This is a genomic window from Klebsiella sp. GG_Kp146 (assembly GCF_040061975.1).
Taxonomy (GTDB): Bacteria; Pseudomonadota; Gammaproteobacteria; order Enterobacterales; family Enterobacteriaceae; genus Klebsiella; species Klebsiella quasipneumoniae.
Window position 1 is genome coordinate 1 of the sequence record NZ_JBEAHA010000031.1, and the last position, 18,025, is coordinate 18,025.

At 60.5% G+C, this 18,025-nt stretch carries 20 protein-coding genes and 1 riboswitch; of the genes, 12 read left to right on the top strand and 8 right to left on the bottom strand.

All coding sequences use genetic code 11. The features are described from left to right. Positions 1 to 250: 250 nt before the first annotated feature. Both ABLU95_RS21290 and bioA read right to left on the bottom strand, forming a co-directional pair. Entirely contained in the window at positions 251 to 727 is a 477-nt protein-coding gene (locus ABLU95_RS21290) for a kinase inhibitor (protein ID WP_002895575.1), read from the bottom strand. A 70-nt stretch (positions 728 to 797) separates the two neighbouring features. After that, entirely contained in the window at positions 798 to 2,087 is a 1,290-nt protein-coding gene (bioA, locus tag ABLU95_RS21295) for an adenosylmethionine--8-amino-7-oxononanoate transaminase (protein ID WP_348880380.1), read from the bottom strand. 212 nt (positions 2,088 to 2,299) lie between these two features. Between bioA and bioB the strand changes: the two genes are divergently transcribed. From bioB to bioD, 4 genes are read left to right on the top strand one after another with little or no spacing between them, the layout of a single operon-like run. Further along, positions 2,300 to 3,340, top strand: a complete 1,041-nt coding sequence (gene bioB / locus ABLU95_RS21300) for a biotin synthase BioB (RefSeq protein WP_065881927.1) — start codon at positions 2,300 to 2,302, stop codon at positions 3,338 to 3,340. Further along, the gene (gene bioF / locus ABLU95_RS21305) at positions 3,337 to 4,494 is read left to right on the top strand and encodes an 8-amino-7-oxononanoate synthase (protein ID WP_348880376.1); all 1,158 of its coding nucleotides are present in this window, start codon (positions 3,337 to 3,339) and stop codon (positions 4,492 to 4,494) included. Before bioB ends, bioF begins: the two co-directional genes overlap by 4 nt. After that, the gene (bioC, locus tag ABLU95_RS21310) at positions 4,478 to 5,233 is read left to right on the top strand and encodes a malonyl-ACP O-methyltransferase BioC (protein WP_048297102.1); all 756 of its coding nucleotides are present in this window, start codon (positions 4,478 to 4,480) and stop codon (positions 5,231 to 5,233) included. Before bioF ends, bioC begins: the two co-directional genes overlap by 17 nt. Continuing rightward, on the top strand, positions 5,226 to 5,948 hold the full coding sequence (gene bioD, locus ABLU95_RS21315) for a dethiobiotin synthase (protein WP_348880377.1): 723 nt from the start codon (positions 5,226 to 5,228) through the stop codon (positions 5,946 to 5,948). The genes bioC and bioD overlap by 8 nt, the downstream gene beginning before the upstream one ends. Here bioD and ABLU95_RS21320 read toward each other — a convergent pair. After that, positions 5,890 to 6,612 (bottom strand): ATP-binding cassette domain-containing protein, encoded by a 723-nt coding sequence (locus ABLU95_RS21320; protein WP_017900923.1) that lies wholly within the window; start codon positions 6,610 to 6,612, stop codon positions 5,890 to 5,892. The two genes, bioD and ABLU95_RS21320, sit on opposite strands and share 59 nt — an antisense overlap. 86 nt (positions 6,613 to 6,698) lie before the next feature. Further along, a complete protein-coding gene (locus ABLU95_RS21325; RefSeq protein WP_032428688.1) occupies positions 6,699 to 6,911 on the bottom strand; it encodes a hypothetical protein in 213 nt (70 codons plus the stop codon). A 410-nt stretch (positions 6,912 to 7,321) separates the two neighbouring features. Between ABLU95_RS21325 and uvrB the strand changes: the two genes are divergently transcribed. Then, a complete protein-coding gene (gene uvrB / locus ABLU95_RS21330; protein WP_004886127.1) occupies positions 7,322 to 9,343 on the top strand; it encodes an excinuclease ABC subunit UvrB in 2,022 nt (673 codons plus the stop codon). A gap of 252 nt (positions 9,344 to 9,595) precedes the next feature. On the opposite strand, the gene pmrB is transcribed toward uvrB, so the two are convergent. The 4 genes from pmrB to yvcK form a co-directional block, all read right to left on the bottom strand. Beyond that, entirely contained in the window at positions 9,596 to 10,693 is a 1,098-nt protein-coding gene (gene pmrB / locus ABLU95_RS21335) for a two-component system sensor histidine kinase PmrB (protein ID WP_023288917.1), read from the bottom strand. A gap of 3 nt (positions 10,694 to 10,696) precedes the next feature. Beyond that, positions 10,697 to 11,368 carry a two-component system response regulator PmrA gene (gene pmrA, locus ABLU95_RS21340; RefSeq protein ID WP_023288918.1) on the bottom strand — a complete coding sequence of 224 codons (672 nt, stop codon included), beginning with the start codon at positions 11,366 to 11,368 and terminating at the stop codon, positions 10,697 to 10,699. Continuing rightward, positions 11,368 to 13,008 carry a phosphoethanolamine transferase EptA gene (gene eptA, locus ABLU95_RS21345; RefSeq protein ID WP_101995569.1) on the bottom strand — a complete coding sequence of 547 codons (1,641 nt, stop codon included), beginning with the start codon at positions 13,006 to 13,008 and terminating at the stop codon, positions 11,368 to 11,370. Before eptA ends, pmrA begins: the two co-directional genes overlap by 1 nt. A 103-nt stretch (positions 13,009 to 13,111) precedes the next feature. Beyond that, positions 13,112 to 14,017, bottom strand: coding sequence for a uridine diphosphate-N-acetylglucosamine-binding protein YvcK (gene yvcK, locus ABLU95_RS21350; protein WP_348880378.1), 906 nt, complete (start codon positions 14,015 to 14,017; stop codon positions 13,112 to 13,114). A gap of 208 nt (positions 14,018 to 14,225) precedes the next feature. Further along, a riboswitch (molybdenum cofactor riboswitch) is annotated at positions 14,226 to 14,364 on the top strand. Here yvcK and moaA point away from each other — a divergent pair. The 7 genes from moaA to ABLU95_RS21385 all read left to right on the top strand — a co-directional run. Beyond that, on the top strand, positions 14,352 to 15,341 hold the full coding sequence (gene moaA, locus ABLU95_RS21355) for a GTP 3',8-cyclase MoaA (protein WP_017900173.1): 990 nt from the start codon (positions 14,352 to 14,354) through the stop codon (positions 15,339 to 15,341). It overlaps the preceding riboswitch by 13 nt. Before the next feature lie 23 nt (positions 15,342 to 15,364). Next, positions 15,365 to 15,877, top strand: a complete 513-nt coding sequence (gene moaB / locus ABLU95_RS21360) for a molybdenum cofactor biosynthesis protein B (protein ID WP_065881914.1) — start codon at positions 15,365 to 15,367, stop codon at positions 15,875 to 15,877. A 3-nt stretch (positions 15,878 to 15,880) separates the two neighbouring features. After that, positions 15,881 to 16,369, top strand: a complete 489-nt coding sequence (moaC, locus tag ABLU95_RS21365; protein WP_004886142.1) for a cyclic pyranopterin monophosphate synthase MoaC — start codon at positions 15,881 to 15,883, stop codon at positions 16,367 to 16,369. After that, positions 16,362 to 16,610 (top strand): molybdopterin synthase sulfur carrier subunit, encoded by a 249-nt coding sequence (gene moaD / locus ABLU95_RS21370; protein WP_023288922.1) that lies wholly within the window; start codon positions 16,362 to 16,364, stop codon positions 16,608 to 16,610. The genes moaC and moaD overlap by 8 nt, the downstream gene beginning before the upstream one ends. A gap of 1 nt (position 16,611) precedes the next feature. Then, the gene (gene moaE / locus ABLU95_RS21375) at positions 16,612 to 17,064 is read left to right on the top strand and encodes a molybdopterin synthase catalytic subunit MoaE (RefSeq protein WP_023288923.1); all 453 of its coding nucleotides are present in this window, start codon (positions 16,612 to 16,614) and stop codon (positions 17,062 to 17,064) included. 45 nt (positions 17,065 to 17,109) lie between these two features. Then, positions 17,110 to 17,814, top strand: coding sequence for a Bax inhibitor-1/YccA family protein (locus ABLU95_RS21380; protein ID WP_023288924.1), 705 nt, complete (start codon positions 17,110 to 17,112; stop codon positions 17,812 to 17,814). A gap of 18 nt (positions 17,815 to 17,832) precedes the next feature. Next, a partial coding sequence (locus tag ABLU95_RS21385; RefSeq protein ID WP_348880379.1) for a hypothetical protein occupies positions 17,833 to 18,025 on the top strand: 193 nt, incomplete at its 3' end.

The following is an 18,025-nucleotide window of genomic DNA, read 5'->3' on the forward strand; positions in this document are numbered from 1 at the left end:
TACCGGGCCTACGAGGTATGAGCCTGTGAGAGGGAACTGTAGGCCGGGTAAGGCGTAGCCGCCACCCGGCACAAAATCGGCTCCGTGCCCGCAGTCCTTGCCCGGCGGCGCGGCGCTTTCCAGACCTACAGCTACGTGTATTTATTTGATATGTAAGTGTTATCTGGTAAAGGTGAGTGTAGCGCCACCTGAAAAACACGTGGCGCCGCAGGTAGCCCGGATAAGGCGCAAGCCGCTATCCGGGGGAAGATTAACTGAACAGGGCGGTGATGGAGGCGCTGGCGAGGGAATGGAAATGGACGTTAAAGCCGACCATTGCGCCGCTGGCCTCGGCATCCACCTCAATTTTCTCAACGTCCAGGGCGTGGACGGTAAAGATATAGCGGTGGGTCTCGCCCTTCGGCGGCGCCGCGCCGCCGTATCCCGCCTTGCCAAAATCGGTGCGGGTCTGAACGGCCTCTTCCGGCAGCTCCGCCTGACCGGAACCGGCCCCCTGCGGCAGGACGCGCGTATCCGCAGGCAGGTTAGCCACCACCCAGTGCCACCAGCCGGAGCCGGTCGGCGCATCCGGATCGTAGCAGGTCACCACAAAGCTTTTGGTTCCTGCGGGCACATCATCCCACATCAGATGCGGCGAAATATTGTCGCCATCGTAGCCCATGCCGTTGAAGACGTGACGATTAGGCAGCTTACCGCCGTCCTGGAGATCGTGACTGATCAGTTTCATGCTTCATCCTCATTGATAATGCGCTGATTAGCCAGGAAGTGTAGCCTGCACCACGACGCAATTCCGCTATTTATTCGCTAAAAAATGTTTCGTCCTGCACCGCCAGGTTAACGGCGCGGGTCAGGCGGGACAGCTGTTCAGGCGTGATGATATACGGCGGCATCAGGTAGATCAGGCGGCCAAACGGTCGGATCCACACCCCCTGCTCGACGAAAAAGCGCTGCAGGGCAGCCATATTGACCGGGCGACAGGTTTCAACCACGCCAATAGCGCCCAGCACGCGGACGTCGGCGACCAGGGCGGATCCCCGCGCCGGAGCCAGCTCGGTCTGCAGCTGGGCTTCAATCGCCGCCACCTGCCGCTGCCATTCGCCGCTCTCCAGCAGGCGCAGGCTTTCGCTGGCCACCGCGCAGGCCAGCGGGTTGCCCATAAAGGTTGGGCCGTGCATAAAGCAGCCGGCTTCACCGTTGCTGATGGTTTCCGCCACCTCGCGGGTGGTCAGCGCGGCGGAGAGGGTCATGGTGCCGCCGGTCAGCGCCTTGCCCAGACACAGAATATCGGCGGCGATACCGGCGTGCTCGCAGGCGAACAGCTTGCCGGTGCGGCCAAAGCCGGTGGCAATCTCATCGGCGATCAGCAGTATCCCTTCCCGGTCGCACATTTTACGCACCCGCTTCAGCCACTCCGGATGGTACATCCGCATCCCGCCCGCGCCCTGAACAATCGGTTCGAGGATCACCGCGGCGATGTCGTGACGGTGCGCGGCCATCAGGCGGGCAAAGGGCACCATATCCATTTCATCCCACTCGCCGTCAAAGCGGCTCTGCGGCGCGGGGGCGAACAGGTTATCCGGCAGATAGCCCTGCCACAGGCTGTGCATCGAGTTCTGCGGATCGCAGACCGACATCGCGCCGAAGGTATCGCCGTGATAGCCGTTGCGGAAGGTCAGGAAACGACGACGCGGTTGGCCTTTCGCCTGCCAGTACTGCAGGGCCATTTTCATCGCCACCTCAACCGCTACCGAACCGGAGTCGGCGAGGAAAACGCACTCCAGCGATTCCGGGGTCATTGCCACCAGCTGACGACACAGCGCCACCGCCGAAGGGTGAGTGATCCCGCCGAACATCACATGCGACATCTGGTCGATTTGCGCTTTCATCGCCGCATTAAGACGCGGGTGATTGTAGCCGTGGATCGCCGCCCACCAGGAGGACATTCCGTCAATCAGCTGTTCGCCGTCGGCGAGGGACAGCTCGCAACCGTGGGCGGAAACCACCGGGTAGACCGGCAGGGGGGAAGTCATAGAGGTGTAGGGGTGCCAGATGTGGCGCCGATCGAAGGCGAGATCGTCCAGGGTCATAAGCGACTTGTAAACCATTTTGAAAACATTTAGGTTTACAAGTCTACACTGAACTGACTTACAATGAAACGTACACAAAATATTTCGCGCAGCATCGAGGCGGCAAGCGAGAACATCCCCAGCAGCATAGGTCACTATCTGACAGGGGTGTGCGAGTGCAGCCAACAAAGAGGCTGTGTGAAACAGGTAGTGTACGACCTTTGGAGAGGAAAATGGCTCACCACCCCCGCTGGACAATGTCGCAAGTTACGGAATTATTTAATAAACCGCTGATCGACCTGCTATTCGAAGCGCAGCAAATCCACCGTCAACACTTTGATCCGCGCCAGGTGCAGGTCAGCACCCTGCTGTCGATCAAGACCGGCGCCTGCCCGGAAGATTGTAAATATTGTCCGCAAAGCGCGCGTTATAAAACGGGCCTCGAAACCGAGCGCCTGATGGAGGTCGAGCAGGTTCTGGAGTCCGCCCGTCAGGCAAAAAACGCCGGCTCCACGCGTTTTTGCATGGGAGCGGCGTGGAAAAACCCCCACGATCGCGATATGCCCTATCTGGAGCAGATGGTGAAAGGGGTGAAGGCTCTGGGGCTGGAGTCGTGCATGACGCTCGGCACTCTGACCGACAGCCAGGCGCAGCGCCTGGCCGAGGCGGGCCTCGATTACTACAACCATAACCTTGATACCTCGCCGGAATTTTACGGCAACATCATCACCACCCGCACCTACCAGGAGCGCCTGGATACCCTGGACAAAGTGCGAGACGCCGGGATCAAAGTCTGCTCCGGCGGTATCGTCGGGCTGGGGGAGACCGTGAAAGACCGCGCTGGCCTGCTGCTGCAGTTGGCCAACCTGCCCACGCCGCCGGAAAGCGTGCCCATCAACATGCTGGTAAAAGTCAAAGGTACGCCGCTGGCGGATAACGACGACGTCGACGCTTTCGATTTTATTCGCACTATCGCCATCGCGCGCATCATGATGCCCACTTCTTACGTGCGTCTCTCCGCCGGCCGCGAGCAGATGAACGAGCAGACCCAGGCGATGTGCTTTATGGCCGGGGCGAACTCCATTTTCTACGGCTGCAAGCTGCTGACCACGCCGAACCCGGAAGAGGACAACGATCTACAGCTGTTCCGCAAGCTGGGGATAAACCCGCAGCAGACGGCGGTGCTGGAAGGCGACAATGAGCAGCAGCAGCGTCTGGAGCAGGCCTTACTCACCCCGGACACTGAGGAATATTACAACGCGGCGGCGCTATGACCTGGCAGCAGCGAATCGATCGGGCGCTGGACGAGCGACGGGCGGCGGATGCCCTTCGCCGCCGCCTGCCGGTGACGCACGGCGCCGGGCGCTGGCTGGAGCGGGAAGGGGAGCGCTGGCTTAACTTCTCCAGTAATGACTATCTCGGCCTGAGCCAGCATCCGGCGATTATCGCCGCCTGGCAGCAGGGGGCGGAACGTTATGGCGTCGGTTCCGGCGGCTCGGGACACGTAAGCGGCTATAGCGAGGCCCACCGCGCGCTGGAAGAGGAACTTGCCGACTGGCTGGGCTACCCGCGCGCATTGCTGTTTATCTCCGGCTTTGCCGCCAATCAGGCGCTGATCGCCGCCCTGGCGGATAAAGAGGATCGGATTGTGGCCGACCGCCTGAGCCACGCCTCCCTGCTGGAGGCGGCCAGTCTGAGCCCGGCGCAGCTACGCCGTTTCGGCCACAACGATCCGCAACAGCTCGCTCAACTGCTGGCTAAGCCGCTGGCGGGCGAACAGTTGGCGGTCACCGAAGGCATTTTCAGTATGGACGGCGACAGCGCGCCGCTGGCGGCCATTCACGCCGCGGCGCAGGCCGCCGGGGCGCTATTGCTGGTGGATGATGCCCACGGCGTCGGCGTGGTCGGCGACGAAGGACGCGGCAGCTGCGCCGCGCAGGCGGTACGCCCTGAGCTGCTGGTGGTTACCTTCGGCAAGGCGTTCGGCGTCAGCGGCGCGGCGGTGCTGTGCGATGAAGCGATGGCCGATTATCTGCTGCAGTTTGCCCGTCATCTGATCTACAGCACCGCGATGCCGCCCGCCCAGGCGGTGGCGCTGAGCGCCGCGCTGCGGGTGATTCGCAGTGATGAAGGCCAGCGCCGCCGCGACACCCTGGCCGCCCGTATCCGTCAGTTCCGCGCGGGGATGGGCGAGACGTCGCTGGGTTTGACCGACTCCGTCAGCGCGATCCAGCCGCTGATCGTCGGCGATAACGGGCGGGCGCTGAGCCTGGCCAGCCGTCTGCACGACGCGGGCTGCTGGGCAACGGCGATCCGTCCACCGACGGTGCCGGTCGGCAGCGCTCGTCTGCGCCTGACCCTGACCGCCGCCCATCAGGCTGAGGACATTAACCGTTTACTGGAGGTGCTGCATGGCCACGGTGAATAAGCAGGCGGTCGCCGCGGCGTTTGGCCGGGCGGCCAGCGGCTATTCGCAACATGATGAACTGCAGCGGCGCAGCGCGGAACTGCTGCTGCGCCAGCTGGCGCGTCGCGATTTTCCCCGGGTGCTGGATGCCGGCTGCGGCCCAGGCAGCATGAGCCGCCGCTGGCGTGAGGCGGGCAGCGTGGTGACCGCGCTGGATCTCTCCCCCGGGATGCTGGCCCAGGCGCAGCGTAACGACGCCGCCCAGCATTACCTGCTGGGCGACATTGAGGCGCTGCCGCTGCCCGATGCCTGCGTCGATCTGGCGTGGAGCAATCTGGCGGTGCAGTGGTGCGACGATCTGCGCGCAGCCCTTGGCGAGCTGTACCGGGTGGTGCGTCCCGGCGGCAGCGTGGCGTTTAGCACGCTGCTGGCCGACTCGCTGCCTGAGCTCAATCAGGCGTGGCAGGCCATCGACGACCGGCCGCATGCCAACCGTTTTCTCAGCGAAGCGGCGGTGCGCGAGGCGCTGAGCGGCCTGCGGGCGTCCGGCGAGGTGCATCAGATTAGCCTGCCGTTCGTCGATGCGCTGAGCGCCATGCGATCGCTGAAGGGCATCGGCGCCACCCATTTGCACCAGGGGCGGGCATCGGCCCCGCTTAGCCGCGGCAAACTGCGCGAGCTACAGCTGGCCTGGCCGCAGCGGCAGGGCGTCTGCCCGCTGACGTATTCTCTTTTTACAGGAGTCATTGAGCGTGACTAAACGTTTTTTTGTCACCGGGACCGACACTGAAGTCGGGAAAACCATCGCCAGCAGCGCCCTGCTGCAGGCGGCGAATCAGCTGGGTTTTCACACCGCCGGCTACAAGCCGGTGGCTTCCGGCAGCGAGCTTACCGCCGCCGGGCTGCGTAATGAAGACGCGCTGGCGCTGCAGCGTCATAGCCGGGTCGCGCTGCGCTATGAGCAGGTTAACCCGTATACCTTCGCCGAGCCGACCTCACCGCATATCATCAGCGCCGACGAAGGACGGCCGATCGCCTCGGCGAAGCTCTCCAGCGGGCTGCGCGAGTTAGAACGCCTCGCCGACTGGGTGCTGGTGGAAGGGGCCGGCGGCTGGTTTACGCCGCTTTCGGAAACCCTGACCTTCGCCGACTGGGCGCAGGTGGAGCAGCTGCCGGTGATTCTGGTGGTGGGCGTCAAGCTCGGCTGCATCAACCACGCGATACTTACCGCCCAGGCGGTACGCCAGGCGGGGCTGCCGCTCGCGGGGTGGATCGCCAATGACGTGCTGCCGCCGGGCAAGCGCCACGCCGAGTATCTGGCGACCCTGAAAAACCGGCTGGCCGCGCCGTTCCTCGGTGAAATACCGTGGCTTGCCGATATCGCGCAGCGCGACGATCTCGGCCAGTATCTGGACCTCAGGGCGCTGGATCCGGCGTCATCCACTGCGCCAGCAGCGGTTCATCCAGCGCCATAATATCGCCTTCGGCGACGTTACGGCCCCGGTGCAAAACACAGAAACGATCCGCCACCCGGCGGATAAAGGGCAGGTGCTGCTCGGCGAGCAGCACCGTCAGGCCGATATCGCGATTCAACCGCAGCAGCAGATCCGCCAGCTTTTGCAGACAGCGCGGCCCTCTGCCGCGCGAGGGTTCATCAAGGATCAGCAGCCGCGGCTGGACAATCAGCGCCCTGGCCAGCGCCAGCTGGTACTGATCGTCGTCGCTCAGCGAGGCGCCTTTGCGCTGCCGTAGGGCATAGAGTTCGGGAAAATGTTCATAGATTTCGCCGCCGCTGGCGTTAGCCCCGGGTTTCCCGGCCGCGAGGGCAATATGTAGATTCTCTTCCACGCTGAGCTGGGAGAAGATGCGTTTATCCTGCGGCACATAGCCGATACCGATGGCGCTGCGCGACTGGGCCGACAGGGGGGTGAGATCCTGCGGCGGGGCGCCAATGTCATGCCAGGTCATCCGGCCGCTGGCCACCGGCAGGTGCCCGGCAATGCAGTTAACCAGGGTGGTTTTTCCCATGCCCTCGCGTCCCAGTACGCCAATGCACTCCCCCGGGCGTAGTTCAAGATCGACATTCCACAGCGAATGCTGGTTGCCGTAAAAGTGATTTACTGCCTGTAAATTCAACATGGACGTTTTCTCCTTATCCTGGCGTCAGGGCGACAGAAAGATGCTGCAAAACTCTTGCCAGGAAAAAGAACGCTCGGAAAAAAACGCTAAACGCCGATACCATCAGGCACAGCCAGCGCCGGGGCTGCACTTTTCCGGTGCCCGACGCTAAAGGGTGGTGCAAAAAGCAGCAAAAATCGAGCGGCTTTAAGCGGATAGTTATCAAAAATAGTTCGATAAAAATTTTTCGCCGCGCGGTTTAGGCCGCCAGACGATTTGCGCCGGGCGGCGGCGGTCTTGGGCTGCAGACAGTTATCCACTATTCCTGTGGATAACCTTGTGTATTAGAGTTAGAAAACCTGCGGTAAGCTAGAGCGTACGCGGCTTGCGGCTGAATTGGCGCGAAAGGCGTCTTTTCTTTAAAAGTATTAAATATCAGCTTGTTAGATAAAATCAATGGGTGTAAGAAAAGCGTCATCTGCTGCCATAAAACTTTCACCCGTCCGCTTGACAAATGTTAAAAGGTAAAAATTTCTGGGGATAACCCTGCCGGCCGGAGGATTATTCCGCCCGGCGCGCGTTTTATCCCCTGGTTGCCGGCAAAAAAGGCCAAATCGTGGCGCTATCATAATCACGCACTGTTTAAATATCCAGTATATTTTATTGGCAAAAAACGGCCCGAGGGGTAGAATTAAACACCGGCCGCTAAATCTTTTTCAGGTTCTGATTGATGAGTAAATCGTTTGTTCTGCATTCCGCCTTTCGCCCCTCCGGAGACCAACCGGAAGCCATCCGCCGCCTGGAAGAGGGGCTGGAGGATGGGCTCGCGCATCAAACGCTGCTGGGGGTCACCGGCTCCGGTAAAACCTTTACCATCGCCAATGTGATTGCCGATCTGCAGCGGCCGACGATGGTGTTGGCGCCAAACAAAACCCTGGCGGCCCAGCTCTACGGCGAGATGAAAGAATTTTTCCCCGAGAATGCCGTCGAGTATTTCGTCTCCTACTACGATTACTACCAGCCGGAAGCCTACGTCCCCAGCTCAGATACCTTCATTGAGAAGGACGCCTCGGTAAACGAACATATCGAGCAGATGCGCCTGTCGGCCACTAAAGCACTGCTCGAGCGGCGCGATGTGGTGGTGGTGGCCTCGGTCTCGGCTATCTACGGCCTCGGCGACCCGGACCTGTATCTGAAAATGATGTTGCATTTGACGGTGGGGATGCTGATTGACCAGCGGGCGATCCTGCGCCGCCTGGCCGAGCTGCAGTATACCCGCAACGATCAGGCCTTCCAGCGCGGCACCTTCCGCGTGCGCGGCGAGGTGATCGACGTCTTCCCGGCGGAATCCGACGATATCGCCCTGCGCATTGAGCTGTTTGACGAAGAGGTTGAGCGCCTGTCGCTGTTCGACCCGCTTACCGGCCATGTGGAATCGACGGTGCCGCGCTACACCATTTATCCCAAGACGCACTACGTGACGCCGCGGGAACGCATCGTCCAGGCGATGGAAGAGATTAAGCTGGAGCTGGCGGAGCGGCGCAAGGTGCTGCTGGCCAACAACAAGCTGCTGGAAGAGCAGCGCTTAACCCAGCGCACCCAGTTCGACCTCGAAATGATGAACGAGCTGGGCTACTGCTCGGGCATTGAAAACTACTCGCGCTTCCTCTCCGGGCGCGGGCCCGGCGAGCCGCCGCCCACCCTGTTCGACTACCTGCCGGCAGACGGCCTGCTGGTGATCGACGAATCCCACGTCACGGTGCCGCAGATCGGCGGCATGTACCGCGGCGACCGGGCGCGCAAAGAGACGCTGGTGGAGTACGGCTTCCGCCTGCCGTCGGCGCTGGATAACCGGCCGATGAAGTTTGAAGAATTCGAAGCGCTGGCGCCGCAAACCATCTACGTGTCGGCGACCCCCGGCGCCTATGAGCTGGATAAATCCGGCGGCGAGGTGGTGGATCAGGTGGTGCGGCCGACCGGTCTGCTGGACCCGATCATCGAAGTGCGGCCGGTGGCCACCCAGGTCGACGACCTGCTGTCGGAGATCCGCCTGCGCACGGCCATCAACGAGCGCGTGCTGGTCACCACCCTCACCAAGCGGATGGCGGAAGACTTAACCGAGTACCTTGAGGAGCACGGCGAGCGAGTGCGCTATCTGCACTCGGATATCGACACCGTCGAACGTATGGAGATTATCCGCGACCTGCGTCTTGGCGAGTTTGACGTGCTGGTGGGGATCAACCTGCTGCGTGAGGGGCTGGATATGCCGGAGGTGTCGCTGGTGGCGATCCTCGATGCGGACAAAGAGGGCTTCCTGCGCTCCGAACGCTCGCTGATCCAGACCATCGGCCGCGCGGCGCGCAACGTCAACGGCAAGGCTATTCTGTACGGCGATAAGATCACTCCCTCGATGGCGAAAGCCATCGGCGAGACGGAGCGGCGACGGGAGAAACAGCAGCGCTACAACGAAGAGCATGGCATTGTGCCGCAGGGGCTGAACAAGAAAGTGGTGGATATCCTGCAGCTGGGCCAGAGCCTGGCGAAAACCAAAGCCAAAGGGCGCGGTAAAGCGAAGGCCGTCGAGCCTGCCGGGCTCAGCGGCGTGGATATGACGCCAAAAGCGCTGCAGCAGAAAATCCACGAGCTGGAAGGGCAGATGATGCAGCACGCGCAGAACCTCGAGTTCGAAGAGGCGGCGCAAATTCGCGACCAGCTGCATCAGCTGCGCGAACTGTTTATCGCCGCCTCCTGAGTGTTGGCGCATACCGCCGGACGGGGATAGGCGAGGGCGCAGTGAAGGTACGGCGCTGCGCTGACCGTTCCGCAGCCAGATAACCCACGGCGGAGAAGAAAAAAGGCCGCAAAGCGGCCTTCTTAATGTTTGCTTAATCTCGCCAGGCGACACTATCCTCAACCTGATGAGGATAGCGCCCATGCAAAAAATCAACTTCCGTGAATATCTGGCGGTCGCCACCGCCCTGGTCATTATTGTTGCCTTCTTCCATCAGTGGGTGCTGACGTTCTGACCCGCACGCCGCGGGAATAACACCCACGCGCGGACCCCTGGCCCCGGCTGGCGGTTATGCAAAAAGAACTGGGCGTCATGCAGCTGAGCGATGCGCGTGACGATGCTCAGTCCGAGCCCTATGCCGCCGTAGCGACTGTCCATACGTACAAAGGCCTTACTGAGTTCGCCGCTTTTCGCCTCATCAATTCCCGGTCCTTCATCTTCCACTGCCATCACCGGCATCAGACCCGCTTTCACCGACACGCGGATCGTCGACCCTTGCGGGCTGTAGCGATGGGCATTCTCCACCAGATTGCGCAGAATGACGCGGATGAGCGTCGCGTCGCCAGAGACGACGGCCTCGCTTTCGACATCCGTCAGCAGCAGCCGTTGCTGGCGCTCGGCCAGCATGGTCTCCAGCTCATCCTGCAGCGGTTTGACCACGTCATCCAGCAGCAGCACCTGCTGATAGCTGCCGGCGGAAAAGGACTGACCGACGCGCGCCAGCTGCAGCAGCTGCGAAATGCTGGTGGTCATCTGGTCGAGGCGCTGGATCAGCGGGTCGACGCCCATGCCATGCACTTTCGCCAGCAGCTCAAGGTGCAGCCGCAGCCCGGCCAGCGGGGTGCGCAGCTCGTGCGCCACGTCGGCGGTAAACAGCCGTTCGCGGTCAAGGGTCAGATTGAGGCGGGAAACCAGCTGATTCAGGGCGGTGGTCACCGCCGTCACCTCGGGTACCGATTCGCTGAGCACGATGGGGGTGAGGTTGTCCGGCGTGCGACTCTCCAGCTCGCTTTGCAGACGTGAAAGCGGGCGGGTGATTTTGCGTACCGCCAGCATGCTGATGTACAGCGCCAGACCCACGATCAACAGGCTCGGCACCAGCAGGCTGGCGACCGCTTCCCTTACCTCATGCTCCACATGCTTCTGATTGTTGTGCCCTTCGATGGCGCTGGCCACCAGCAACTGGATCTGCTCTTTGCTCTCATGCCATAGCCAGAAGACGCTGATCAGCTGACAGACCACCAGAATGGCGCCGATGGTCAACAGCAGCCGGTGGCGCATGGTCCAGTTTTCGGTTGCAAACAGAGCCATGGTCTATTCCGTCTCGTTGTGGTTAGCCAGCATATAGCCGAAGCCCCTGACGGTGCGGATCCGCGATTTGCCAATCTTATCGCGCAGGTTGTGGATATGCACTTCCAGGGTATTGGTCGCTGGCTCATTGTCCCAGCTGTAGATATCGTTGTAGAGGATCTCGCGATGTACCGGGCTGCCGGCTTTCATCATCAGTCGCGATAGCAGGGCATACTCCTTCGGCGTCAGATCCAGCGCCGTCTCACCGAGCCACACCTGGCGACGGGTGACGTTGAGGCGCAGGTCGCCGACGCTGATTTCGTTATCGCCCTGATTATTATGCCGACGGAGCAGTGCGCGAATGCGCGCGTTCAGCTCTTCCAGGGCAAAGGGTTTCACCAGATAGTCATCCGCGCCGGTGTCGAGACCGCTAATGCGATCCTCAAGGGTATCGCGGGCGGTGAGGATCAACACCGGCTGGGTCATTTTCTCCCGTCGCATGCGGGCGAGAAAATGCAGGCCGTCTTCGTCCGGCAGGCCAAGATCGAGCACGATCAGGCTATAGTGATTGCTGGCCAGCGACAGCGCCGCTTCGTGCGCTGTGGAGACGCCGTCGCACACGTATCCTTCACTTTGCATCGCCAGGATTAACCCCTGCAACAGCAGCGCATCGTCTTCAATGACTAAGATTTTCATCAACCAGCCTCTCTACATGGCGTTAAAATATCATCTGCCGCCTGGTACTCGTGGGTGCTGACGCCGAGCAGGCCGAGCAGGGTGGAGAACAGATTATCCTGCGAGTAATTCTCTTTTTTCGCTCGCTGCTGCAGACACTGCGCGGAAATGCCGTAGCGTTGCTGGTAGTCGGCAGAGAGCCACATCACCATCGGCACGTGTTTCTGCGTATCCGGCGCGATAGAGTACGGCAGACCATGCAAATAGACCCCATCTTCCCCTAACGACTCGCCGTGGTCGGAAAGATACACCAGGCTGGTAGTGAATTTGTCCTGTTTCGCCTGCAGGAGTTTTATCGCTTTATCCACCACGTGGTCGACGTACAGGATGGTGTTGTCATACGTGTTGGTCAACTGCTCCCGGGTACAGCCCTGGATCTCATTGGTGTCGCAGGTTGGGGTGAATTTTTTGAATTCAGCCGGATAGCGATTGTAGTACGTCGGCCCATGGCTGCCGATGGTATGCAGCACAATAATGCCATCCTGTTGCAGGTTATCGATATAGCTGTCGAGATGATGGAACAGCACGTCATCGTAGCACTCGCCGTCGATGCACTGCCCGGTTAGCTTCAGATCGGTCACGTTCTGGTGCGGTACCCGATCGCAGGCCCCCTTGCAGCCGCCATCGTTGTCGTTCCACAGCACCTGAATGCCGGCGCGCTGCAGAATATCCAGCACCCCTTCCTGATGATGGGCCAGCTCTTCGTCATAGTGCGCGCGCGGCATATTGGAGAACATGCACGGCACCGAGACCGCCGTGGCGGTTCCGCAGGAGGTGGTGTGCGGGAAGTAGATCACCCCGTCCTGTTGCATCAGCGGGTTGGTGTCGCGCGGATATCCGCCCAGCGAGAAGTTGTCCGCCCGGGAAGTTTCGCCCAGCACCACAATCGTCAGGTTCTTACGGGGACCGTTATGCATCACCGGTTTCTGTTTGGCATCTTCGCCAATCTTCACCAGCGGCAGGTTGTCCATGCGATGGTGCGCATACCAGGAGTTCACCGCCACAATGCTGTTGGAGGGGCTCAGGGATTTCACCAGCTCCTTGTTGTTGCGAAACAGCGAGGCATAGTCTTTATAAAAGAGGACGGCAATCAGGACGATCAGCAGCGCGGAGGCCACCATATTCACCAGGCGCCAGGCCACGCCGCGCCATAGCGTGGCCGGTTTACGAATTTTAACCCACCAGGCGACCAGCACCGCCAGCACCCCGGAGAGGCCAAGGACAACGATCATTTCGCCGGAGAGCAGGGCAAAGCTCTCCGCTGGGGTGGTGTCGAGGATGTTGGTGATCATGCTGCGGTCGATCACCACGCCGAAGCTCCAGATGAAGTACTGCGCCGATGCGCTGAGCAGAATAAAAAGGCTAATCACCAGCCGGTCAAGCTTGAGAAACGAGGCGAGGGTGGTGAGGATATTCATCACGCTGAATGCCACCAGCGGCATACTCAGAAACACCAGCGCGGTGTGCAGGTTGTTCACCGGCAGCAGCGTATACGCCTGGCGGTAGAAGGCGAGGTTAAGAAAAAGCCCGATATAGACCGCGAAAATAATCAGATAAGTCGTGCGGCTGACGATCGGCCGACGCAGAGGCAATAACGACATAGTACATACCCACAGGAAGAGATAAGGGTATAGTGCCAGCTCTGTTTTAAGACAACCTTAAGATTTTAAGGTGCGCCGAAAGCCGAGCCTTCGGCGCGCAGGTTCAGCCCGGCAGCTGGAGCGCTTTCTCCAGCGCCCCGCGAAGCAGCGCCCGGTCATGGCGATAGGGAACGTCGCTGGCTTCCAGCGGCGTCTGGATCACCAGCCAGTCGTCGATGCCGCTGATATCGGCTTTTGGGCCGGCGATGACTGCATCCACCACCCGCTTGCCCACGTAGCGCTCCATAATCGCGATGCGCTCCGCCAGCGACAGCCTCGCGGCCGGGCTGTGCTCTTTGCCGAGGTTATCAATAAACACCATCGGCGCCGGAGTGCGGCGCAGCGCCTGGGCCATCTCGTCAAGCAGCAGGATCGGCAGCAGGCTGGTATAGAAACTGCCCGGGCCGATGAGGATCAGATCGGCTTCGGCGATGGCCTCTACCGCCTCGCGGGTGGCCGGTACCGGCGGGGTGAGCATCAGCTCCTGCGGCACACTATCCAGCTGATCGATATTCACTTCACCGTATACTTCATGGCCTTCATCATCGAGCGCCATCAAATCCACCGGTTGTTCCGACATCGGAATAAGAAAAGCGTCCACTTTGAGCAGGTTTCTGATCAAATTGATCGCTTCTAACGGCCGCACGCTGAGGTGATCCAGCGCCTTTAACATCAGATTTCCCAGGTTATGGCCGGAAAGCTCGCCATTGCCGCTAAAACGGTACTCAAACATCGCCGACGCCACGCTCGGCTCGGCGATTAACTGATTGATGCAGTTGCGCATATCGCCCCAGGCAATGCCGCCTTCCGAGCGGCGGATCCGCCCGGTGGATCCCCCGTTGTCGGTGGTGGTCACAATGCCGGTCAGCCGTGAGCCCAGCGAGGAGAGGGAGGACATCACCCGACCCAGACCATGCCCGCCGCCGAGCGCCACCACCCGATCCAGGTCAGCGAATGTACGATTGCGCATAGAAATTCCTTATTTCACATAAACGGCCACACACTACCCGATCTACCCCTAAAAGACGATGGGAGGAGCCCGACAAACTGACCGATATCAAGGCAAAAAGATGATTTATGGCTATTCTGTAACGAAAATGCACGAAGGTAGCGATATATACAAGAATATATAGCGAAATCGCAAATGGCGAAACCGCCTGGAACGCGCTACTATCGGCATAACCTGTTAACACTCTAGCCTCTTCGCCTGTGTCAAAAGATATGGCGGTTTGGCCGCGACGCCGCCGGTTGTCGCCAGGGCGTGGGAAGAAATGACCGCGTCTCCCGTATTTGGAAAGGTGTATATGGCCTCACAGCTTACCGATGCATTCGCGCGTAAGTTTTATTACCTGCGTCTGTCGATTACCGATGTGTGCAATTTCCGTTGCACCTACTGCCTGCCGGATGGTTACAAGCCCGGCGCCGTCAATAACAACGGCTTTCTCAGCGTAGACGAAGTGCGCCGGGTTACGCGCGCTTTCTCCGCGCTGGGCACTGAAAAAGTTCGCCTCACCGGTGGGGAACCCTCCCTGCGCCGTGACTTCACCGAGATCATCGCCGCCGTGCGTGAAAACCCGGCGATCCGTCAGATTGCCGTCACCACCAACGGTTACCGCCTGGCGCGCGATGTCGAACGCTGGCGCGATGCCGGGCTGACGGCGATCAACGTCAGCGTCGATAGCCTCGACGCCCGCCAGTTCCATGCCATCACGGGCCAGGACAAATTCCACCAGGTGATGGACGGGATTGACGCCGCTTTCGCCGCGGGCTTTGACAAGGTGAAGGTGAATACCGTGCTGATGCGCGATGTTAACCATCACCAGCTTGATACCTTCCTCGCGTGGATCCAGCCGCGTCGAATTCAGCTGCGGTTTATTGAGCTGATGGAAACCGGCGAGGGCAGCGACCTGTTCCGCCGTCACCATCTCTCCGGCATGGTGCTGCGCGACGAGCTGCTGCGACGCGGCTGGATCCACCAGATCCGCCAGCGCAGCGATGGTCCGGCGCAGGTCTTTTGTCATCCGGACTACGCCGGCGAGATCGGCCTCATCATGCCGTACGAAAAAGACTTCTGCGCCACCTGCAACCGTCTGCGCGTCTCCTCCGTCGGCAAACTGCACCTGTGCCTGTTTGGCGAAGGCGGCGTCGACCTGCGCGACCTGATGGCCGATGATCGGCAGCAGGCGGCGCTGGAAGCGCGGATCGCCGAAGCCTTAACCCACAAAAAGCAGACCCATTTCCTGCATCAGGGCAACACCGGCATTACGCAGAACCTGTCCTATATTGGCGGATAATCGTATTCGAAAGGAGCATTCAGATGAGCCAGGCTAGCGCTGAGTTTATTCCAACCCGTATTGCTATTCTTACCGTTTCCAGTCGTCGCGGCGAAGAGGACGACACTTCCGGCCACTGGCTGCGTGAGGCGGCGCAGGAGGCGGGGCACCATGTCGTCGATAAGGCGATAGTCAAAGAGAACCGCTACGCCATCCGCGCCCAGGTATCGGTGTGGATCGCCAGCGATGAGGTGCAGGTGGTGTTGATCACCGGCGGGACCGGGTTCACCGAAGGGGACCAGGCGCCGGAAGCGCTGCTGCCGCTGTTTGACCGTGAGGTGGAAGGTTTTGGCGAAGTGTTCCGCATGCTGTCGTTCGAAGAGATCGGTACCTCGACGCTGCAGTCCCGGGCGGTGGCCGGCGTCGCCAACCACACGCTGATCTTCGCCATGCCGGGCTCGACGAAAGCCTGCCGCACCGCGTGGGACAACATTATTGCCCCGCAGCTGGATGCCCGCACCCGTCCTTGTAATTTTATTCCTCACCTGAAGAAATAATTTATGTCACAACTGACCCATATTAACGCCGCGGGCGAAGCCCATATGGTGGATGTCTCCGGCAAAGCGGAAACGGTGCGCGAAGCGCGCGCCGAGGCTTATGTCGAGATGCAGGCGACGACCCTGGCGATGATTATCGACGGCAGCCACCATAAAGGCGACGTTTTCGCCACCGCGCGTATCGCCGGGATCCAGGCGGCCAAGCGCACCTGGGAGCTGATCCCGCTGTGCCATCCGCTGATGCTCAGCAAAGTGGAAGTCAATCTGCAGGCGCAGCCGGAACATAACCGGGTGCGCATCGAATCGCTCTGCCGCCTGACCGGCAAAACCGGCGTCGAGATGGAAGCCCTTACCGCCGCCTCGGTTGCCGCGCTGACCATTTACGATATGTGCAAAGCGGTGCAGAAGGATATGGTGATTGGCCCGGTGCGTCTGCTGGCGAAAAGCGGCGGCAAGTCCGGCGATTTTAAGGTGGACGAACGCCATGATTAAGGTTCTGTTTTTTGCCCAGGTGCGCGAGCTGGTGGGTACTGATTCGCTGACTCTCGACGCCAGCGACCTGGCCACCGTTGAGGCTGTGCGTCAGCAGCTTGCCGCTCGCGGCGATCGCTGGGCGCTGGCCCTGGAGGAGGGCAAACTGCTGGCGGCGGTTAACCAGACGCTGACCGCCTTTGACCATCCTGTCGCCAGCGGGGATGAAGTGGCGTTCTTCCCGCCGGTTACCGGAGGCTGACATGACGCAAACTCGTATCGTCGTTAGCCCGGCGCGCTTTAGCGTCGGCGAGGAGTATCCCTGGCTGGCCGAACGCGATGAAGACGGCGCGGTGGTCACCTTCACCGGCAAAGTGCGCAATCACAACCTCGGCGACAGCGTGAAAGCGCTGACCCTCGAGCACTATCCGGGGATGACCGAGAAATCGCTGGCGGAGATCGTCGACCAGGCGCGCGAGCGCTGGCCGCTGGGCCGGGTGACCATTATCCATCGCATCGGCGAAATGTGGCCGGGGGAAGAGATTGTGTTTGTCGGCGTCACCAGCGCCCACCGCGGCAGCGCCTTCGCCGCCGGCGAGTTTATGATGGACTACCTGAAAACCCGCGCGCCGTTCTGGAAACGCGAGGCGACGCCGGAGGGCGAGCGCTGGGTCGACGCCCGCGACAGCGATCGCCAGGCGGCAGAGCGCTGGTAGTGTGATACGCTTACAGAGTGAAACTTTGTTAATCAGGAGAGAGTCATGGACAGATATCCGCGTTCCGATTCAATAGTGCAGGGCCGCAGCGGCCTGCAGACTTATATGGCGCAGGTGTACGGCTGGATGACGGTTGGCCTGCTGCTGACGGCGTTTATCGCGTGGTTTGCGGCTAACACCCCGGCGGTGATGATGTTCGTCTTTTCGAGCAAAATCACCTTCTTCGGGCTGATCATCGCCCAGCTGGCGCTGGTGTTTGTGCTGTCGGGGATGGTACAGCGGCTGAGCGCCGGGATGGCGACCACCCTGTTTATGCTCTATTCGGCGCTCACCGGGCTGACGCTGTCGAGCATTTTTATCGCTTATACCTACTCCTCCATCGCCAGCACCTTTGTGGTCACTGGCGGGATGTTCGGGGCGATGAGCCTTTACGGCTACACCACTAAACGCGACCTGAGCGGCTTCGGCAGCATGCTGTTTATGGGGCTGATTGGCATCGTGTTGGCGTCGCTGGTTAACCTGTGGCTGAAGAGCGAGGCGCTGATGTGGGCCGTGACCTACATTGGGGTGGTGCTGTTTGTCGGCTTGACCGCCTACGACACCCAGAAGCTGAAAAATATCGGCGAGCAGATTGATATCCGCGACAGCGCCACGCTGCGTAAATACTCGATCCTCGGCGCCTTAACGCTGTATCTGGATTTCATCAACCTGTTCCTGATGCTGCTGCGTATTATGGGCAATCGCCGCTAACCTCTTTATATCAAGGGGTTGCATCTCAGAACGCCCGGCAAGCGTAACGCCGCCGGGCAAGCATTGATTACCTTCCAGGCAACCCTCTTGCGCCGTTTTTTTGCCGGGTGGCGGCTGCGCCTGACCCGGCCTACGTTCTTACGACCTGTCGTTAAATTATTCACCATTGTTGCTGAAACTGCCGGTGCTGACGGCCTCAAAATCGCTGAGA

Excerpts from the sequence above, each read along its gene's own strand:
- moaE (WP_023288923.1), top strand. The coding sequence starts at position 16,612 with ATGACGCAAACTCGTATCGTCGTTAGCCCGGCGCGCTTTAGCGTCGGC.
- bioB (WP_065881927.1), top strand. The coding sequence starts at position 2,300 with ATGGCTCACCACCCCCGCTGGACAATGTCGCAAGTTACGGAATTATTT.
- pmrB (WP_023288917.1), bottom strand. The coding sequence starts at position 10,693 with ATGGCTCTGTTTGCAACCGAAAACTGGACCATGCGCCACCGGCTGCTG.
- moaC (WP_004886142.1), top strand. The coding sequence starts at position 15,881 with ATGTCACAACTGACCCATATTAACGCCGCGGGCGAAGCCCATATGGTG.
- pmrA (WP_023288918.1), bottom strand. The coding sequence starts at position 11,368 with ATGAAAATCTTAGTCATTGAAGACGATGCGCTGCTGTTGCAGGGGTTA.
- bioC (WP_048297102.1), top strand. The coding sequence starts at position 4,478 with ATGGCCACGGTGAATAAGCAGGCGGTCGCCGCGGCGTTTGGCCGGGCG.
- moaB (WP_065881914.1), top strand. The coding sequence starts at position 15,365 with ATGAGCCAGGCTAGCGCTGAGTTTATTCCAACCCGTATTGCTATTCTT.
- bioA (WP_348880380.1), bottom strand. The coding sequence starts at position 2,087 with ATGACCCTGGACGATCTCGCCTTCGATCGGCGCCACATCTGGCACCCC.
- ABLU95_RS21320 (WP_017900923.1), bottom strand. The coding sequence starts at position 6,612 with ATGTTGAATTTACAGGCAGTAAATCACTTTTACGGCAACCAGCATTCG.
- ABLU95_RS21380 (WP_023288924.1), top strand. The coding sequence starts at position 17,110 with ATGGACAGATATCCGCGTTCCGATTCAATAGTGCAGGGCCGCAGCGGC.
- ABLU95_RS21290 (WP_002895575.1), bottom strand. The coding sequence starts at position 727 with ATGAAACTGATCAGTCACGATCTCCAGGACGGCGGTAAGCTGCCTAAT.
- eptA (WP_101995569.1), bottom strand. The coding sequence starts at position 13,008 with ATGTCGTTATTGCCTCTGCGTCGGCCGATCGTCAGCCGCACGACTTAT.
- moaD (WP_023288922.1), top strand. The coding sequence starts at position 16,362 with ATGATTAAGGTTCTGTTTTTTGCCCAGGTGCGCGAGCTGGTGGGTACT.
- moaA (WP_017900173.1), top strand. The coding sequence starts at position 14,352 with ATGGCCTCACAGCTTACCGATGCATTCGCGCGTAAGTTTTATTACCTG.
- yvcK (WP_348880378.1), bottom strand. The coding sequence starts at position 14,017 with ATGCGCAATCGTACATTCGCTGACCTGGATCGGGTGGTGGCGCTCGGC.
- uvrB (WP_004886127.1), top strand. The coding sequence starts at position 7,322 with ATGAGTAAATCGTTTGTTCTGCATTCCGCCTTTCGCCCCTCCGGAGAC.
- bioF (WP_348880376.1), top strand. The coding sequence starts at position 3,337 with ATGACCTGGCAGCAGCGAATCGATCGGGCGCTGGACGAGCGACGGGCG.